Genomic DNA, 16,557 nt, shown 5'->3' with positions numbered 1-16,557 from the left:
TCAGATCTCCGGCACGGCGAGGATGGTGCCGATGCGGTCGTAGCGCAGCACCGGCCCGTCCTTGCAGACGAAGAACGGCCCGAACTGGCAGTGCCCGCACTGGCCGACGGCGCACTTCATGTTGCGCTCCATCGACAGGTGGATGCGCTCGGGCCGGATGCCGGCGGCGAGCAGGGCGTTGGCGGTGAAGCGCATCATCACCTCCGGCCCGCAGACCAGCGCCAGCGTCTCCGCGGGGTCCAGCCCGGCATGCGGGATCAGCGCCGGCACCACGCCGACATGGCCGCGCCAGTCGGCGTCGGCATGGTCGACGGTGAGCAGCACCTCGAGGTCGGGACGCCGGCGCCAGTGCTCCAGCTCGCGGCGGTAGAGGATGTCCTCGGGACTGCGGCTGCCGACCATGATCACCACCCGGCCGTAGCGCTCGCGCCGGGCGAGGATCGCGTAGAGCGCCGGGCGCAGCGGCGCGAGGCCCAGCCCGCCGGCGACCAGCAGCACGTCCGCGCCCTCGGCCTCGGCCAGCGGCCAGCCACGGCCGAAAGGCCCGCGCACGCCGACGCTCGCGCCGACCTGCAGAGCGGTCAGCGCGCCACTGACCGCGCCGACGTTGCGCAGCGTGTGCACGAAGGTCGTGCCGCGCTCGGCATCGCCGCTCAGGCTGATGGCCACCTCGCCGACGCCGAACACGTAGAGCATGTTGAACTGGCCGGGCGCGAAGTCCGGCCGCGCACCGGCCAGCGGGGCGAGCTCCAGGGTCACGGCGCCGATCAGCTCGCGGCGGCGCCGCTCGACCCGCCAGGGCTGCGGCAGGAAAGGATCGGGCGCGGTCATCTCAGCGCTTTCCATAGACATCGAGCAGCTGCAGGCGGGTAGCCTGCAGCCGCTCCACCAGGATCGGCAGGAAACGCTTCATCATCGCGTAGCCCAAGTGGTGGTCCGCCTCGCACTTGCCGCGCAGGCAGGCGGCGTCGATGCCGATTGCTCGGGTCAGCTCCGTGGCGCGGGCGGCGAGGCGCCAGCGGTACGGCGGCAGCAGCCAGGAGGCGCCGACGATCTCGCCCTCGCCGAGGGTGGCGAAGACCACCGGCGGCCGCCCCGGCTCGACCAGCTCCAGGGCCACCCGGCCGTGGCGGATCAGGAAGAACTCGTCGGCCGGATCGCCCTCGCGGAACAGGTACTGCCCGGCGGCGAAGCGCACGTTGCGCGCGCAGCCGGCGACCAGCCGGCCGTGCTCGGCCTCGAAGCCGGCGAAGAAGGGATGCCGGCCGAGAATCTCCTCAAGACTCTCCATGGGAGCCTCCCTGGACGTGCGGCGTGGCGCGGATGGCCGCCGCCTCCTCGGTGATGTCAATGCCCACCGGGCACCAGGTGATGCAGCGCCCGCAGCCGACGCAGCCGGAGCTGCCGAACTGGTCGAACCAGGTGGACAGCTTGTGGGTCATCCACTGGCGGTAGCGGCCCTTGTCGGTCTGCCGCACGCTGCCGCCGTGGATATAGGAAAAGTCCAGGGTGAAGCAGGAATCCCACAGGCGTACCCGCTCGGCGGAGCCGCCCGCCAGGTCGCTGTGATCCTCCACCGTGGTGCAGAAACAGGTCGGGCAGACCATGGTGCAGTTGGCGCAGCTCAGGCAGCGCTCGGCGACCTCGTCCCAGCGCGGATGCTCCGGGTTGTCCTGCAGCAGCGCCTGCAGGCCGGCGGTGTCCAGCTGACGGCCCATGCGCCCGGCGGTACGTTCGACGACCGCCGCGGCGGCCGCCCGGTCGGCATCCAGCGCCGCTCGCTGCGGCAGGCTGGCCAGTACCTCGCCGCCCGCCGCGCTGCCGACCTCGACCAGGAACTCGTGGCGGCGCTCGTCAAGCAGCTCGGTCAGCGCCAGGTCGAAGGCGCCCGCGGCCTTCGGCCCGCTGCCCATGGACACGCAGAAGCAGGTGTCGCCGGCCTCTGAGCAGTTCAGCGCGACGATGAAGGCGCCGCGCCGGCGGCGCGCGTAGGCGTCATCGCGATAGTCGCCCTCGCAGAGCACCCGGTCCTGGATGGCGATGGCATGGAGGTCGCAGGCGCGCACGCCGAGAAAGGCGTATCTGGGCGTCGCCTCGGCGGCGGTGCTGAAGAGCAGCCCGCCCTCTCCCTGCCGCACCCGCCAGAGGGTTTCGACCGGCGGATGCAGGAAGCGCTTCCAGGATTGCGGCGCAGCGGCGAAGCCGAACAGCGCCTGGTCGTCGCGCCGCTCCAGGCGGTACTGCCCGGGGCCCTGGCGATCGGTCCAGCCGGCCGGCAGGTCGGCCACCCCGGCGATCTCGTCGTAGACGATCGCCTCGTCGCGCACGAGCGGCCCGAGCACCCGGAAGCCGCGGGCGGCGAGGGCCTCGATCAGGGCCTGCAGGCCGTCGCGGTCGAGGACCGCGGCGGTCGTTGTGGTCGGCAGAGCATCCATTACACCTGCCTCCTCGTGGTTGTCGGGGGTGGGGCTAGCGAGCCCCCTGGCCGGGCTTGAGCCCGCCGCAGTCGCTGCCTACCCAGCGGGCATGGGATTCCATGTGGGTGACGCCGCTCTTGCCGGCGGTGACGATGTTCACCACGGTGGTGAATTCGCGGTCGCTGGCGAAGCGGGTCTCGCCCTCGCCCTGGGAGTCCGGGCAGTGGAAGCGGAACTTCCAGAGCTGGTCGCTGCGCTCGGTCACTTCCTGGTTGCAGCCGGGGCGGTCGTCCTGGAACGGCAGCGCCTGGGACTTGACCTGCTCCTCGCTCAGGCAGGCGCGCACGCCCTTGTCGCCCATCTCGACGCCCTGCCGGGTGAGCATGTCCTCCATCGCCTGGCGCCGCTCGGGCGGCAGCTTCTGCATCTGCGCACGGATTTCCTGCATGTCGGGCAGCGGCATGCCGCCCGCCACCACGCCCTTGGACTCGAACTCCCAGAGGCCGGGGAGGATTTCCAGGGCCTGCGCCGGCAGCGCGAAGGCCGCCAGGCAGGCGGTGATACACAAGGATAGCGGGGATTTCATGACGAACTCCTGTTCGGGGGCCGGACGGCCCGCAAGGAAAAGCTAAAGCGCGTGCCGCTCGGCCTCGGCCAGGGGCATGACGGTGACGCTCACTTCCGGGTCGTGGCTGCCGCCGCCGAGGATCACCCCGCGCAGCGGCGAGACATCGGCGAAGTCGCGACCCCAGGCCAGGGTGATGTGCTCGAGGGCCGGACGCATGTTGTTGGTCGGATCGAAGTCGACCCAGCCCTGCCGCGGGCAGTAGACCGAGATCCAGGCGTGGGAGGCGTCGGCGCCGATCAGCCGGGGCTGGCCGGGCGGCGGCTGGGTCAGCAGGTAGCCGCTGACGTAGCGCGCCGCTAGGCCCCGGGAGCGCAGGCAGGCGAGCATCAGGTGGGCGAAGTCCTGGCAGACCCCGCGACGCTCCTCGAGCACCTGCTCCAGCGGCGTGGCCACCTGGGTGGCGGCGGCATCAAAGGTGAACTCGCGGAAGATCTTCTCCATCAGCGCCTGCACCGCCAGCAGCAGCGGCCGTCCGGCGACGAAGCAGTCGTCGGCGTAGGCGGCGAAGCTCTGCTCGAGGAGCACGTAGGGCGAGTCGAAGCGAAAGCGTGCCGCCTCCAGCTGCTCGGCGTCCAGTGGCCGGCCGCTGTAGGCCAGGCCCAGGCAGACCTGCTCCCAGGCCGGCGAGTCGGCCAGATCGAAGGCCGGGCGCGGCAGCACCTCCACCTGCAGCCGGGCGCGCACTTCCAGCTCATGGTGGGGGCACTCGAAGGCCAGCCGGGTCAGCGGGTTGCCGAAGGCATCGAGGTCGTCGATTCGCCAGGTCGGCGGCGGGCCGACGTGCAGCTCGCGGCTGCGGCAGCGCTGCCAGGGGCAGTCGCGCGGCCACAGGTGGGCCAGCTGCTTGGCCAGGGACACCGGCGCCGAATAGCGGTAGCAGGTGGCGTGGACGATGCGGTAATGGGCAGAGGTCATCGCGACTGGGTCCGTTGGCTGGCGTCGACATGAACGAAGAAGCGCAGGCCGAGGTGGTCGGAAAGCCGTCCCGTCTCCGCGGCGACCTCGCAGAGCAGGTCGGCCAGTTCGTTCGGCGCGGCGGGGTTGTCGGGATAGGCGAAGGGATTGTATTCCAGCCGCCCGAGGTCGAAGGCGGCCAGGCGGTCGTGCATGGCCTGCAGGTCCGGCCCCGGCGCCATCTCGAAGCTCTCGCCGAGGCGGCGCAGCGAGCTGCGCAGCACATGCAGCTGGTAGAGCACCGCATGGGGATTCTGCTCGTCGAGCAGGAGCAGGTCGAGCACCGGGATCAGCTGCGCCGTGGCCAGGTAGCGAGTGCGGTAGGTGATGCTGCTGTTGCCCAGCTCGAGCAGCCAGGTCAGTGCCGACTGGTCGTGCACGGCGCGGCCACGCAGGAAGCCGGCGATGCTCTCGGCGAGGAACTGCAGGCGCTCGATGCGGCAGCCGATCAGCAGGAACAGCCAGCCGTGGTCGCGGGTCATGTCGTCGAGCACGAAGCCGGAGAGGGCCGCCATGGACACCAGCTGGCTGTCGAGGAAGTCCAGCAGCTCGCCGAGGTCGGCCTCCTCGTTCTCCAGGCAGTGCGCCGCGCGCTGCAGCTCCAGCAGGGCCTGCCAGTTCTGCTGGGACAGCTTGCCGCGCACGCTGGCCGCGGCCATGTGCAGGTACTGCAGGTTGTTGCGCAGGCTGGACGGCCAGTCCTTGCCCAGCACGGCGCGACGCAGCCGGCCTTCCAGGTCGCAGTCGCAGGACGGCGCCGGCAGCAGGCCGAGGCCCTCGGCCACCGCCAGCGCGGCCTGCTGGGCCTGCGGGTCGTTGCCGTTGTCGACGTAGCCGGCCAGCATGATGCGCAGCAGGCGCGCGCCCTCCTCGCAGCGCTCGCTGTAGCGGCCGAACCAGTAGAGGTTCTCGACCACCCGCGACGGCAGGTAGGGGTCGCTGCGCACGATGTCGGCCACGCCCAGCGGACGCACCCACTGCCAGGGCTCGCTGGCCGCGTGGCGCCCGCCGAGCACCCAGGTGTCCTTGCTCGCCCCGCCACGCTGCATCGACAGCATCTCGGCGTTGGCATGGCCGGCGACCCGGGTCAGGCCGCCGGGCATCACCCGGTAGCCGTCGGCGCTGGCCACGGCGAACACCCGCATGCCGATCGGCCGCGCCTCCAGCTTGCCGCGCTCGCCCTCCCACATCGGCGCCCGCGACAGCTGCGGACGCTCCAGGCCGACATAGGCGTAGGGGCGCTGGCGCAGGCGCTCGGCCAGGGCCGCGCGCTGCTTCGCATCCAGGTCGGGGCCGAACAGCGGGTCGAAGTGGCGCGCCGGATAGGCCGAGCGGATCATCAGCTGCGGCAGCTTCTTCAGCACCTCCTGCAGCACCGGCGGTTCGCCGCACCACCAGCTGGCGATCGACGGCAGCAGCAGCTCCTCGCCGAACAGCTTGCGGCTGATCGCCGGCAAAAAGCCCGGCAGCCCCGGCGACTCCAGCACGCCGCTGCCGAGGGCGTTGGCCACCAGCACGCGGCCCTCGCGGACCGCATCGAGCAGGCCGGGCACGCCGAGGGCGGAGTCGGTACGCAGCTCCAGCGGATCGCAGTAATCGTCGTCGAGGCGGCGCAGCAGGGCATGGACCCGCTTCAGGCCGCCCAGGGTCTTCAGGTAGACGGTGGCGTCGCGCACCGTCAGGTCGCTGCCCTCGACCAGCGGATAACCCAGCTGGCGGGCCAGGTAGAGATGCTCGAAGTAGGTTTCGTTGAAGCGCCCGGGGGTCAGCAGCACCACCAGCGGCGTCTCGCCGTCGCTCGGCGCCTCGCGCGCCAGGGTCTCGCGCAGGGTGTGGAAGTAGCCGGCCACGTACTGCACGCGCAGGTCGCGGTACAGGTCGGGGAAGGCGCGCGAGACGAACTGGCGGTTCTCCAGCGCGTAGCCGGCGCCGGAGGGCGCCTGGGTGCGGTCGGCGGTGACCCACCAGCGGCCGTCCGGCGCCCGCGCCAGGTCCACCGCGTAGACGTGCAGCCAGGTGCCGCCCGGCGGCTCGATGCCCCGGCAGGGCCAGAGGAAGTTGCTGTGGCCGAACACCAGGTCGGTGGGCAGCAGCCCCTCGGCGAGCAGCCGCTGCGGGCCATAGACATCGGCCAGCACCGCGTTCAGCAGGGTCGCGCGCTGCGCCACGCCCTCGGCGAGCTGCTGCCACTCCTCGGCGGGAATGATGTTGGGCAGCAGGTCCAGCTCCCAGGGGCGGTCGGCGCCGTCGGGATCGGCATAGACGTTGTAGGTCACCCCGTTTTCCTGGATCTGCCGGGTCAGCAGGGCCTGGCGCTGGCGCAGCTGTGCCGGCGTGAAACGCCGCAGGAAATCGAACATCGGCCGCCAGTGCGGGCGGACCTTGCCGCTGGCGTCGAAGAGTTCATGGTAGGTCGCGGCGTCGCGCGGATGGTCGGCAAACAGATCGGACATGGGTGACTCGAAATCAGGGAGATTGCGCCTTGCGCTCCCCTCCCCGGGGGCAGCCCGGGGAGGAGATCCGTGCGGATCAGTCCCTCCGGGCCGCTCCGCCGGGGCGAAAGGACACTCAGCGGCGGCGCAGGTCCAGGGTCATCGGCATCTCCCTGTTTTCGACCGGCGCGACAGGCACCAGTTTGCCCGGTGTGTGGCCGATACGGAAGAAGCGCGACAGACGGCGGCTTTCCGCCTCGTAGGCGTTGACCGGCAGGGTCTCGTAGCTGAGCCCGCCCGGATGGCTGACATGGTACTGGCAACCGCCCAGGGAACGCTGCATCCAGGTGTCCACCAGGTCGAACACCAGCGGCGCATGCACGCCGATGGTCGGGTGCAGGCTGGAGGCCGGCTGCCAAGCGCGATAGCGCACGCCGCCGACGAACTCGCCAACCGTGCCGGTCGGGCGCAGCGGCACCGGCTGGCCGTTGCAGGTCAGCACGTAGCGGTCCTGGGGCATGCCGCTGACGCTCACCTGCAGACGCTCCAGGGAGGAGTCGACGTAGCGCGCGGTGCCGCCGGTGGCGCCCTCCTCGCCCATCACGTGCCAGGGCTCCAGCGCCTGGCGCACTTCCAGCGCCATGCCCTGCACGGCGAAGTCGCCGAGTTTCGGGAAGCGGAACTCGAAGTGCGGGGCGAACCACTCCGGACGCAGCGAATAGCCGTACCGGTCCATCTCGTAGAGCACGTCGTGGAAGTCCTGGGCGACGAAGTGCGGCAGCAGGAAGCGGTCGTGCAGCTCGGTGCCCCAGCGCACCAGGCGCTGCGGCTGGTACGGCTCGTCCCAGAAGCGCGCGATCAAGGAGCGCAGCAGCAGCTGCTGGGCCAGGCTCATCTGGGCGTGCGGCGGCATCTCGAAGCCGCGGAACTCGAGCAGGCCGAGGCGCCCGCTGGCGCTGTCCGGCGAGTACAGCTTGTCGATGCAGAACTCGGCGCGGTGGGTGTTGCCGCTGACGTCCACCAGCAGGTTGCGCAGCAGGCGGTCGACCAGCCACGGCGGGCAGGCGGCGCCCGGCTCGGGCATCTGCTGGAAGGCGATCTCCAGCTCGTAGAGCGCGTCGTTGCGCGCCTCGTCCACCCTCGGCGCCTGCGAGGTCGGGCCGATGAACAGGCCGGAGAACAGGTAGGACAGCGACGGGTGGTTGTGCCAGTAGCTGATCAGGCTGCGCAGGAGGTCGGGACGGCGCAGGAACGGCGAGTCGGCCGGGGTCGCGCCGCCGAGGACGAAGTGGTTGCCGCCGCCGGTGCCGACGTGGCGGCCGTCGATCATGAACTTCTCGCTGGACAGCCGCGTCTGGCGGGCCGCCTCGTAGAGGAACTCGGTGCGTTCGACCACCTCGTCCCAGTTCTCCGCCGGATGAATGTTCACCTCGATCACGCCCGGGTCCGGGGTGACGCGGAAATGCCGCATGCGCGGATCGGCCGGCGGCTCGTAGCCTTCCAGCAGCACCGGGCAGTCCAGTTCGCGGGCGGTCGTCTCGATCGCCGCGACCAGTTCCAGGTAGTCCTCCAGCCGCTCCAGCGGCGGCATGAAGAGGTACAGGCGACCATCGCGCGGCTCGACGCAGAGCGCGGTGCGCACGATGCCTTGGGCCGACTCGAAGGGCGCCGGCGCCGCTTGGCGCACGCCCTCAGCCGGGCCGACCGCGCCGTGCCCGGCAGCGCCGAGAGCCGCGCCGGCACGCGCCACGCCCGGCTGGCCGGCCGGCACGCTGCGCAGCTGCTGGAGGATGCGCTGGCGGCTCGGCAGCGGCGGGAACGGCTGGTTGGGGTCCGGCGCATGCACGTAGGGCTGGTCCATGTCGCGGGCCCAGGGCAGCGAGTCCAGCGGCAGGCGCCAACCCAGCGGCGAGTCGCCGGGGATCAGCCGGCAGTATTCGTCGCGCAGGAACCAGGAGCCGGTCAGCCACTGGCTGCCGTCGAGGCTGCGCATCAGCGGCAGGACGTGCCCGACCGCATGGTTCAGCCCCTGCTCGAAGACCCGACGCAGGCGCTCGCGCTCCAGCGGATCGGCCAGCCGCGCGTCTTCCGGGGTGACGTTCTCCGGCAGCTGGCGCTCGCGCCACAGGTAGTACATCCAGTCCTCGTAGGCCGGGAAGAAGTGCTCGCCGGTCACCCCGAGGAAGCCGCAGAGGGTGTCGAGGAAGCGCGCGCTCAGCTGCGCGTCGGCCCCGTAGTGGCGGCTCTCGTCGGCATACAGCGCCGGGTCCTGCCAGACCGGCTCGCCGTCCTTGCGCCAGAAGCAGTTGAGCGACCAGCGCGGCAGCTGCTCGCCCGGATACCACTTGCCCTGGCCGAAATGCGCCAGGCCCTGCGGCGCATAGTGGTGGCGCAGGCGGTGGAACAGCTCGGCGGCCAGACGGCGCTTGTTCGGCCCCATGGCCTCGGTGTTCCACTCGGGATCGTCCGGGTAGTCGAGGGCCACGAAGGTTGGCTCGCCGCCCATGGTCAGGCGCACGTCGCCGCGCGCCAGGTCGGCATCGACCTGGCGGCCGAGCGCGAGGACCGCCCGCCACTGCTCCTCGCTGTAGGGCTTGGTGACCCGCGGCGCTTCCCAGATGCGCTCGACGCGCATCTCGTGGGAGAACTCGCACTCGCACTCGTCGACCAGGCCGCTGATCGGCGCCGCCGAGGACGGCTCGGGGCTGCACGCCAGCGGGATGTGGCCCTCGCCGGCGAACAGCCCGGAGGTCGGGTCGAGGCCGATCCAGCCGGCGCCCGGCAGGTACACCTCGCACCAGGCGTGCAGGTCGGTGAAGTCCACCTCGGTGCCGCTGGGGCCGTCGAGCGACTTCACGTCGGGCTTGAGCTGGATCAGGTAGCCGGAGACGAAGCGCGCCGCCAGGCCCAGGTGGCGCAGCAGCTGCACCAGCAGCCAGGCCGAGTCGCGACAGGAGCCGGAGGCCTTCTCGAGGGTCTCCTCGGGCGTCTGCACCCCCGGCTCCATGCGGATCAGGTAGCGCACGTCGCGCGCCACGCGCTGGTTCAAGGCGACCAGGAAGTCCACGCTGCGGGTCGGCGTCAGGTCGATGCCGGCCAGGTAGCGGGCGAACAGCGGCGTCGCCGGCAGCTTCACCCGATAGGGCGCCAGCTCGCGCTGCTCGCCCTCGGTGTAGTCGAAGGGAATGCTCTCGGCGTAGGGCTCGAGGAAGAAGTCGAAGGGGTTGAACACCGCCATCTCGGCGACCAGATCGACCTCGACCTTCAGTTCGCGGGTCTTCTCCGGAAACACCAGACGCGCCAGGTAGTTGCCCTGCGGGTCCTGCTGCCAGTTGATGAAATGCTCGCCCGGCGCCACCTTCAGCGCATACGAGAGGACGCGGGTGCGGCTATGGGGCGCCGGCCGCAGACGGACGATCTGCGGCCCCACGGTGACCAGCCGGTCGTAGCGATAGTGGGTGACGTGGTGCAAAGCGACATGAATCGACAAGGCGGGCCTCCTGCGTGGCCAGAGCGATGACAGATGGAAAAGATGTTAGCAACTCTCATACCTACATCTTTGTGTCAGCGCATGGGGACTTTGCGCCCCGTTTTGGGTCTGCGAATGACAAAAAGGTACCTCACGTGAGCCAAAAAAGTGCATGACTCCGCGTCCTACTCGTTTGCCGAGGAAACCGGCCGGATTCTAGCAGGCGCTCCGAACCCCGCACCGGCATCCCGACGAAGGTACTTGGGTATTTGTACCCGCCCGTGCCGCCCCCTGAAAGCCCCCCGCTATAATCGCCCGCTCCGGCCGAATCACTCACGAACCATGCCAGACGCCCCACCTCTCAGCGGCCCGCGACTGCTCGAACGCTTCCGCGCCCTCGACGACTTCCTGCTCGCCCACCAAGACCTCTGGCGGCCGCGGCCATTCAACTTCCTGCAGTTGCCCTGGGAAGCACGGCACGCCGAACTGGCCGCCTGGCTGCGCCGACGTTCCCTGGAAGACGCCGAGGCCGCCCACAACCACCCCGAACACCTTGCCGCCCCCGCGCCCTTCGACGCACTGGCCGCCGCCTCGCTCGTCCTGAGCGAGACCGGCGCGCTGCCCGCCGTGGCCCGGGACGCAGCCCCGGAGCGCTTCGCGGTCGACGTGCCGGGACGCAAATGGCAGCAGATCCGCCACTTCGCCAGCCGCCTGCAGTTCGCTACCCCGCCTGCCCACTGGCTCGACTGGTGCGCCGGCAAGGGCCACCTCGGCCGCGCCCTGGCCCACGACGGCACGCCCCTGACCTGCCTGGAATACGACGCCGAACTGGTCGCGGCCGGCCAGGCGCTCAGCGACCGCCTGCAACTGGCGGCCGAACACCGCCTGCAGGACGTGCTCGCCGCCGACGTCGCCGACCAGCTCGACGCCCGCCACACCCCGCTGGCGCTGCATGCCTGCGGCGAACTGCACGTGCGCCTGCTGCAGCTGGCCAGCGCCGCCGGCTGCCGGCAACTGGCGGTGGCGCCCTGCTGCTACAACCGCATCGACAGCGAGGACTACCGGCCGCTGTCCGCCGCCGCCCGCGCCTCGCCGCTGCAGCTGTCCCGCGACGACCTGCGCCTGCCGCTCAGCGAAACCGTCACCGCCAGCGCCCGGGTGCGTCGCCAGCGCGACCAGTCGATGGCCCGCCGCCTGGCCTTCGACCTGCTGCAGCGGGAACTGCGCGGCGTCGACGCCTACCTGCCGACCCCCTCGCTGCCCCTCGCCTGGCTGCAGAAGGACTTCGCCGACTACTGCCGCGAGCTCGCCGCCCTCAAGGACCTTCCCGCCCCCGCCCCGCGCGACTGGCAGGCCCTGGAAGCCCGCGGCTGGCAGCGCCTGGCCGAGGTGCGCAACCTCGAACTGCCGCGCGCCCTGTTCCGCCGCCCGCTGGAACTCTGGCTGCTGCTCGACCGCGCGCTGTACCTGGAGGAACAGGGCTACCAGGTCCGCCTGGGCCGCTTCTGCGCCCCCCAGCTGACCCCGCGCAACCACCTGCTGCTGGCCGAACGGGTTACCCACACCCGCTGTGGATAACTTTGTTGATGATTTCCGGAAAGACGTCCCCGAAGCCCACGGGTGGCGTCGCGCAGGACGCTTGCTCGTTTTTCGAGCAAAAATAAAAAATCAATAAAAACAAGCGATTGCGGAGGCGACCAAAAGTCGCATGGCGATCCTCATCAAGAGGCTTGCCAGGTCCCGCCAATGTGAATAAACGCAACGGCAAAGCCCGTTCAGCACCGCCCAGCCGTATCAGGTTCGGCGCCGCCCTGCAGGCTCCCGGCGCCGGCCAGGCGAGATCGCCGCGCAGCCTGAGCATGGCGCCGCCCTGCAGGGCGGCAGGGTTGCAGCGCGATTGCCCTGGCCGGCTGCCCGGCGGGACGTGCACTGCGCACGCCGATACGGCACAATTCGCCCCCTGTCGTTGTCCCCAGTGTCGCGGCCCGTCCGCGGCAGGAGTCCAGAATGTCCCTGAAGATCACCGACGATTGCATCAACTGCGACGTCTGCGAACCCGAGTGCCCGAACGGCGCCATCTCCCAGGGGGAAGAGATCTACGTGATCGACCCCAACCTGTGCACCGAATGCGTCGGCCACTATGACGAACCCCAGTGCCAGCAGGTCTGTCCGGTGGACTGCATCCCGAAGGACGAGAACCACGTCGAGAGCCGCGACGAGCTGATGCAGAAGTACTTGATCATCACCGGCAAGGCCTGACCGGTGCCCGGCGACGGAACGCCTGCCTTTCCCCTCCGCCTCGGCCGGCTCCTCGCCGGCCTGGCACTGCTGGCCCTCGCGGCCACCGCCGAGGCGCAGGCCCCTGTCCGCGCCGCCCTCGCCACGCCCCATCCCGAAGCCAGTGCCGCCGGCCGGTCGGTTCTCGAACAGGGCGGCAACGCCTTCGACGCCGCCGTGGCGGTCGCCGCCAGCCTGGCGGTGATCGAGCCCTACGGCTCCGGCCTCGGCGGCGGCGGCTTCTTCCTGCTGCGCGAGGACCAGGGCGACGCCCGGGCCCGCTACCGCTTCCTCGACGCCCGCGAGCGCGCGCCCCTCGCCGCCCATGCCGAGCTCTACGTGCGCGACGGCCGCGCCCGGCCCGAGCTGTCCCGCGACGGCGCCCTAGCCGCGGCGATCCCCGGCCTGCCGGCGGCGCTGGTCGAGCTGGCCACCCGCCACGGCCGCCTGCCCCTGAGAGACAGCCTGGCGCCGGCGATCCGCCAGGCCCGCGGGGGTTTTCCTGTCGACCGCCTCTACCGGCAGCGCGCCGAGTTCCGCCTGAGCGCCCTGCGCGACGACCCGGAGAGCGCCCGGCTGTTCCTCGCCGACGGCGAGATCCCCGCCGAAGGCCATCGCGTGCGCCAGCCGGAGCTGGCCGAGACCCTCGAACGACTCGCCGAACGCGGCCATGACGGTTTCTATGCCGGCCCCGTCGCCGAGCGCCTGGTCACCGGGGTGCGCGCTGCCGGCGGCATCTGGAGCGCCGAGGACCTGGCCCGCTACCGGGTGGTCGAGCGCGAGCCGCTGCGCTTCGCCCTCGCCGAAGGCCGCGAGCTGATCGGCGCGCCGCCGCCCTCGGCCGGCGGCATCGCCCTGGCGCAGAGCCTCGGCATGCTCGAACGGCTGCCCTGGCGGGCGACCGACCGCGTGCAGCGCGCCCACTATGTGGTGGAAGCCTCGCGCCGCGCCTTCCGCGACCGCGGCCTGCTCGGCGACCCGGACTTCGTCGCCAACCCCGTCGAGCGCCTGCTCGCCCCCGCCTACCTGCGCGAACTGGCCGCCGGCATCGACCCGCAGCGGGCCACCCCCAGTGCCAGCCTGAAGCCGGCGCCGGCCTGGCGCGAGGGCGAGCACACCAGCCACTTCGCCGTGCTGGATGCCGAGGGCAACGCGGTGGCCGCCACCCTGTCGATCAACCTGCCGTTCGGCGCCGCCTTCGCCGTGCCGGGCACCGGGGTGCTGCTCAACGACGAGATGGACGACTTCGCCGCCGACCTGCAGGGCAGCAACGCCTACCGGCTCGCCGCCAGCCCGGCCAACGCCGTCGCCGCCGGCAAGCGCCCGCTGTCGAGCATGAGCCCCAGCTTTATCGAAAGCGCCGACGACCTCGCCGCCTTCGGCACCCCCGGCGGCAGCCGCATCCCCGGCATGGTCCTGCTGGCCGTGCTGGACTACCTCGACGGCCAGCCGGTCCGGCGCTGGCCGGCAGTGCCACGCTATCACCACCAGTACCTGCCGGATGTCATCGAGCACGAGCCGGAGGCCTTCGACGCCGCGCAAATCCATGAATTGCAGCGCCGCGGCCACCAGTTGAAGGTGCGCGAACCCTATGGCAACCAGCAGGTGCTGCACTGGGACAAGCGCAGCGGCACAGTCGAGGCGGCCAGCGACCCGCGTGGCCTGGGCCGCCCGGACTACCTGCCCGCCCGGCGCTGAATCGCGCCCGTCCGGCCGCTGCGGCACGCCCGTGCTGGCATCCGCACCGGCACTTGCTTAGCATGGCATCCATCCGTATCCAGCCCGTAGCCGCCCGAACCATGATCATTCGCCGCTCTTGCTTGCCCCTTCGCCTCCCGTTCCCTGCCACTTGCCGGGGGGAGCGCGCCCGATGAAGACCTTCCTCGACTGGTCCGCCTACAAGGACGCGGGCATGGGCGACGCCTATGCCGACATTCCCAGGCACGGCGGCGACTTCGCCAAGGCGGTGGCGGTGTGCATCAACAGCCGCCAGTGCGAGGCCGAGGGCAAGCAGGTGATGTGCCCGAGTTTCCGCGTCAGCGGCAACGAGCACCTCTCCACCGGCGGCCGGGTGCGCCTGCTCAAGGCGGCGCTGAACAGCGAGCTGGCCGAACAGGCGCTGGCCGATCCGGCCCTGGCCGAGGCCATGGACCTCTGCGTGGCCTGCAAGGGCTGCAAGCGCGAGTGCGAGGCCAACGTCGACATGCCGCTGATCAAGGCCGAATACCTCGCCCAGCGCGCCGCCCGCCAGGGCCTCGGCTGGCGCAGCCGGCTGTTCGGTCACACCCCGCGCTGGCTGCACCGCGCGCCCTGGCTGAAACCCCTGGTGCACTGGCGCAACGCCAGCCCGCTGCTGGCACGGCTGTCCGAGCGCCTGTTCGGCCTGGCCGCCAACCGCGCCCTGCCGGAGCCGGCCGCCAAGCCCTTCGCCACCGCGCCGGCCAACGCCACGCCCACCGCGGGCCTGCCCGAGGTGGTGCTGCTGGTCGACACCTTCACCCGCCACTTCGAGCCGGGCATCGCCGAGGCGGCGCTCGCCGTGCTCGAGGCCGGCGGCTACCGGGTACTGATCGCCGAGTCGGAGGGCAGCGACAGCGAGCCGGCGCGCGCCCTGTGCTGCGGCCGCACCTACCTGGCCCAGGGCATGATCGACGAGGCACGCACCGAGGCCCGCCGCCTGGTCCAGGCGCTGCTGCCCCACGTGCAGGCCGGACGCACCGTCGTCGGCCTGGAAGCCTCCTGCGTGCTCGGCCTGCGCGACGACGCCCAGGCGCTGGGCCTCGGCGCAGCCGTGGAACAGGTGGCCAAGCACTGCCTGCTGTTCGAGGAATTCCTCGCCCGCGAAGCTACCGCCAAGCGCCTCGACCTGCCGCTCAAGGCCCTGGCCGGCAGCGAAACCCTGGTGCACGGCCACTGCCACCAGAAGGCGGTCGGCGCCATGAAGTCCATGCGCCGGGTGCTCAAGCTGATCCCCGACCACGAGTTCAGCCTGATCGAATCCGGCTGCTGCGGCATGGCCGGCACCTTCGGCATCGAGGCTGAACACGCCGAGATGTCGGCAAAGATGGCCGAACAGGCGCTGATGCCGGCCCTGCGGGAAAAACCCGCAGCACGGGTGGTGGCCAACGGCTTCTCCTGCCGCCACCAGATGCGCGCCCATGGCGACCAGCGGCCGCGGCATCTGGCCGAGCTGCTGCGCGATGCGCTGGCGGAAAAGACCGACTGAAGCCATCCGGACGGCTTTGCGCAGGGTGGGCAGCGGCGAAGCCTTGCCCACCGGTGCCCGGGCACCCCGTTCAGGCCTTGCTGGCGCCGACCTCGCCGCCCATCGGCGCCTCCTCGCGCAGGGCGAACCGGTAGTGGCGGCAGGCCGGGCTGTACAGGCGCAGGCTGCGGCCGAAGAGGCGCAACAGGTAGATCGAGCCGAACGCCTGGTAGCCCAGGCGGAAGCAGGACTTGAGCGAGTCGAAGTTGGTCGACTCGACATACGAGATGATCCCCCGTACGCCCTCCTCCATATAGCTCTGCAACGCCCGGTTCATGCCGATGGCGTGCAAGCGCTGGCCGCGATACAGGGGGTTGGTCAGCCCCTTGTACATGTAGACATAGTCCGGATCGAAATCGAGCAGCATGTCCGGCGGGTTGATACGGGTCGGCTGGCGCGAGTACCAGCCGTAGGCGGCCAGATTTTCGCCATCGAGAATCGCATAGCAGCGATCGCCCTTGGCCAGGGCTTCATTGAGAAAGCTGTCGTCGAGCTCATTCTGCGGATCGCGGGCGAAGTGGCGCAGCTGCTTCTCGTCGAGAAAGCCCGGCGTGTAACCGGCCGGACAGTCGAGAAACGCCGGATCGACCTTGAGCAGCAGGATGCCGCGCAGGATCTTGAACAGGGCCAGCCGGTTGATGGTTCTCACCAGCAGCAGGTGGAGGGTATGCATGGGACCCACCTGCTGCAATTTACGCCGTATGCGTGCGATATAGTCACGCGGTTGCAAGCTTTCCATGATGGCCTCATCGTGCTTCGGAAGAATGTAGAAGGCACAACTTCAACGGCTGAGAAGATTGCGAACTTTATCAACCTGACGTTTTGTTCATCAGTCACTGCCGATTGGCCCCCGAATGCCCGAGCACCAATCCTTGTTAACTCTAGCCGTTAGTTTCGAAAAACAGACATACATACACGTATATACCTTCAGACCGTAAGCCTGTGACTCGCCATTGCCTGCTTCATCGACGGCTGAAACACAGCAGGCCTGGGGACGCCGGTTGAGAACCTTCACGATCTTGCTAGGTTCTGTTGACGTATCAGCGTAGCCATAGCAGAGCAGCCGCAAAGGCCAGCATTCCCTTGAAATGGCTGGCCTTCTTCTCATAACGTGT

Annotated in this window: 13 protein-coding genes; 4 read left to right on the top strand and 9 right to left on the bottom strand. The window is 70.4% G+C overall.

Annotated elements, in window-relative coordinates; all coding sequences use genetic code 11:
* From EV691_RS16915 to EV691_RS16885, 7 genes are all read right to left on the bottom strand, one after another.
* Complete coding sequence (locus tag EV691_RS16915; RefSeq protein WP_131298549.1) at positions 1-831, bottom strand: FAD/NAD(P)-binding protein; 831 nt, start codon at positions 829-831, stop codon at positions 1-3.
* A 1-nt stretch (position 832) separates the two neighbouring features.
* A complete protein-coding gene (locus EV691_RS16910; protein WP_131298548.1) occupies positions 833-1,291 on the bottom strand; it encodes a cyclic nucleotide-binding domain-containing protein in 459 nt (152 codons plus the stop codon).
* A complete protein-coding gene (locus EV691_RS16905) occupies positions 1,278-2,435 on the bottom strand; it encodes a 4Fe-4S dicluster domain-containing protein (RefSeq protein WP_131298547.1) in 1,158 nt (385 codons plus the stop codon). Before EV691_RS16905 ends, EV691_RS16910 begins: the two co-directional genes overlap by 14 nt.
* Positions 2,436-2,469: 34 nt before the next feature.
* Positions 2,470-3,003 (bottom strand): DUF3617 domain-containing protein, encoded by a 534-nt coding sequence (locus EV691_RS16900; protein ID WP_131298546.1) that lies wholly within the window; start codon positions 3,001-3,003, stop codon positions 2,470-2,472.
* 42 nt (positions 3,004-3,045) lie between these two features.
* Positions 3,046-3,960 carry a transglutaminase family protein gene (locus EV691_RS16895; protein ID WP_131298545.1) on the bottom strand — a complete coding sequence of 305 codons (915 nt, stop codon included), beginning with the start codon at positions 3,958-3,960 and terminating at the stop codon, positions 3,046-3,048.
* Positions 3,957-6,452 carry a circularly permuted type 2 ATP-grasp protein gene (locus EV691_RS16890; protein WP_131298544.1) on the bottom strand — a complete coding sequence of 832 codons (2,496 nt, stop codon included), beginning with the start codon at positions 6,450-6,452 and terminating at the stop codon, positions 3,957-3,959. Before EV691_RS16890 ends, EV691_RS16895 begins: the two co-directional genes overlap by 4 nt.
* A gap of 115 nt (positions 6,453-6,567) precedes the next feature.
* A complete protein-coding gene (locus EV691_RS16885) occupies positions 6,568-9,921 on the bottom strand; it encodes a transglutaminase family protein (RefSeq protein WP_131298543.1) in 3,354 nt (1,117 codons plus the stop codon).
* Between the two features lie 321 nt (positions 9,922-10,242).
* Between EV691_RS16885 and EV691_RS16875 the strand changes: the two genes are divergently transcribed.
* The gene (locus EV691_RS16875) at positions 10,243-11,478 is read left to right on the top strand and encodes a methyltransferase (RefSeq protein WP_131298542.1); all 1,236 of its coding nucleotides are present in this window, start codon (positions 10,243-10,245) and stop codon (positions 11,476-11,478) included.
* Here EV691_RS16875 and EV691_RS16870 read toward each other — a convergent pair.
* Positions 11,456-11,761, bottom strand: coding sequence for a hypothetical protein (locus tag EV691_RS16870; protein WP_131298541.1), 306 nt, complete (start codon positions 11,759-11,761; stop codon positions 11,456-11,458). The two genes, EV691_RS16875 and EV691_RS16870, sit on opposite strands and share 23 nt — an antisense overlap.
* 146 nt (positions 11,762-11,907) lie before the next feature.
* Here EV691_RS16870 and EV691_RS16865 point away from each other — a divergent pair, with 146 nt between their 5' ends.
* From EV691_RS16865 to EV691_RS16855, 3 genes are all read left to right on the top strand, one after another.
* Entirely contained in the window at positions 11,908-12,159 is a 252-nt protein-coding gene (locus tag EV691_RS16865; RefSeq protein ID WP_039801425.1) for a YfhL family 4Fe-4S dicluster ferredoxin, read from the top strand.
* 3 nt (positions 12,160-12,162) lie between these two features.
* Positions 12,163-13,875 (top strand): gamma-glutamyltransferase, encoded by a 1,713-nt coding sequence (gene ggt / locus EV691_RS16860; RefSeq protein ID WP_131298540.1) that lies wholly within the window; start codon positions 12,163-12,165, stop codon positions 13,873-13,875.
* Positions 13,876-14,047: 172 nt separating this feature from the next.
* Complete coding sequence (locus tag EV691_RS16855) at positions 14,048-15,403, top strand: (Fe-S)-binding protein (RefSeq protein WP_131298539.1); 1,356 nt, start codon at positions 14,048-14,050, stop codon at positions 15,401-15,403.
* Between the two features lie 70 nt (positions 15,404-15,473).
* Here the strand turns inward: EV691_RS16855 and EV691_RS16850 are convergent, their stop codons facing one another.
* Positions 15,474-16,115 (bottom strand): GNAT family N-acetyltransferase, encoded by a 642-nt coding sequence (locus EV691_RS16850; RefSeq protein WP_233093913.1) that lies wholly within the window; start codon positions 16,113-16,115, stop codon positions 15,474-15,476.
* Positions 16,116-16,557 lie beyond the last annotated feature (442 nt).

This window comes from Azotobacter chroococcum (genome assembly GCF_004339665.1).
GTDB lineage: Bacteria > Pseudomonadota > Gammaproteobacteria > Pseudomonadales > Pseudomonadaceae > Azotobacter > Azotobacter chroococcum.
This window is presented reverse-complemented; position numbering and strand designations above follow the sequence as displayed.

Bases quoted from the DNA above. Each gene is read 5' to 3' on its own strand.
- EV691_RS16915 (WP_131298549.1), bottom strand. From the start codon at position 831: ATGACCGCGCCCGATCCTTTCCTGCCGCAGCCCTGGCGGGTCGAGCGG.
- EV691_RS16910 (WP_131298548.1), bottom strand. From the start codon at position 1,291: ATGGAGAGTCTTGAGGAGATTCTCGGCCGGCATCCCTTCTTCGCCGGC.
- EV691_RS16905 (WP_131298547.1), bottom strand. From the start codon at position 2,435: ATGGATGCTCTGCCGACCACAACGACCGCCGCGGTCCTCGACCGCGAC.
- EV691_RS16900 (WP_131298546.1), bottom strand. From the start codon at position 3,003: ATGAAATCCCCGCTATCCTTGTGTATCACCGCCTGCCTGGCGGCCTTC.
- EV691_RS16895 (WP_131298545.1), bottom strand. From the start codon at position 3,960: ATGACCTCTGCCCATTACCGCATCGTCCACGCCACCTGCTACCGCTAT.
- EV691_RS16890 (WP_131298544.1), bottom strand. From the start codon at position 6,452: ATGTCCGATCTGTTTGCCGACCATCCGCGCGACGCCGCGACCTACCAT.
- EV691_RS16875 (WP_131298542.1), top strand. From the start codon at position 10,243: ATGCCAGACGCCCCACCTCTCAGCGGCCCGCGACTGCTCGAACGCTTC.
- EV691_RS16870 (WP_131298541.1), bottom strand. From the start codon at position 11,761: ATGCTCAGGCTGCGCGGCGATCTCGCCTGGCCGGCGCCGGGAGCCTGC.
- EV691_RS16865 (WP_039801425.1), top strand. From the start codon at position 11,908: ATGTCCCTGAAGATCACCGACGATTGCATCAACTGCGACGTCTGCGAA.
- EV691_RS16855 (WP_131298539.1), top strand. From the start codon at position 14,048: ATGAAGACCTTCCTCGACTGGTCCGCCTACAAGGACGCGGGCATGGGC.
- EV691_RS16850 (WP_233093913.1), bottom strand. From the start codon at position 16,115: ATGCATACCCTCCACCTGCTGCTGGTGAGAACCATCAACCGGCTGGCC.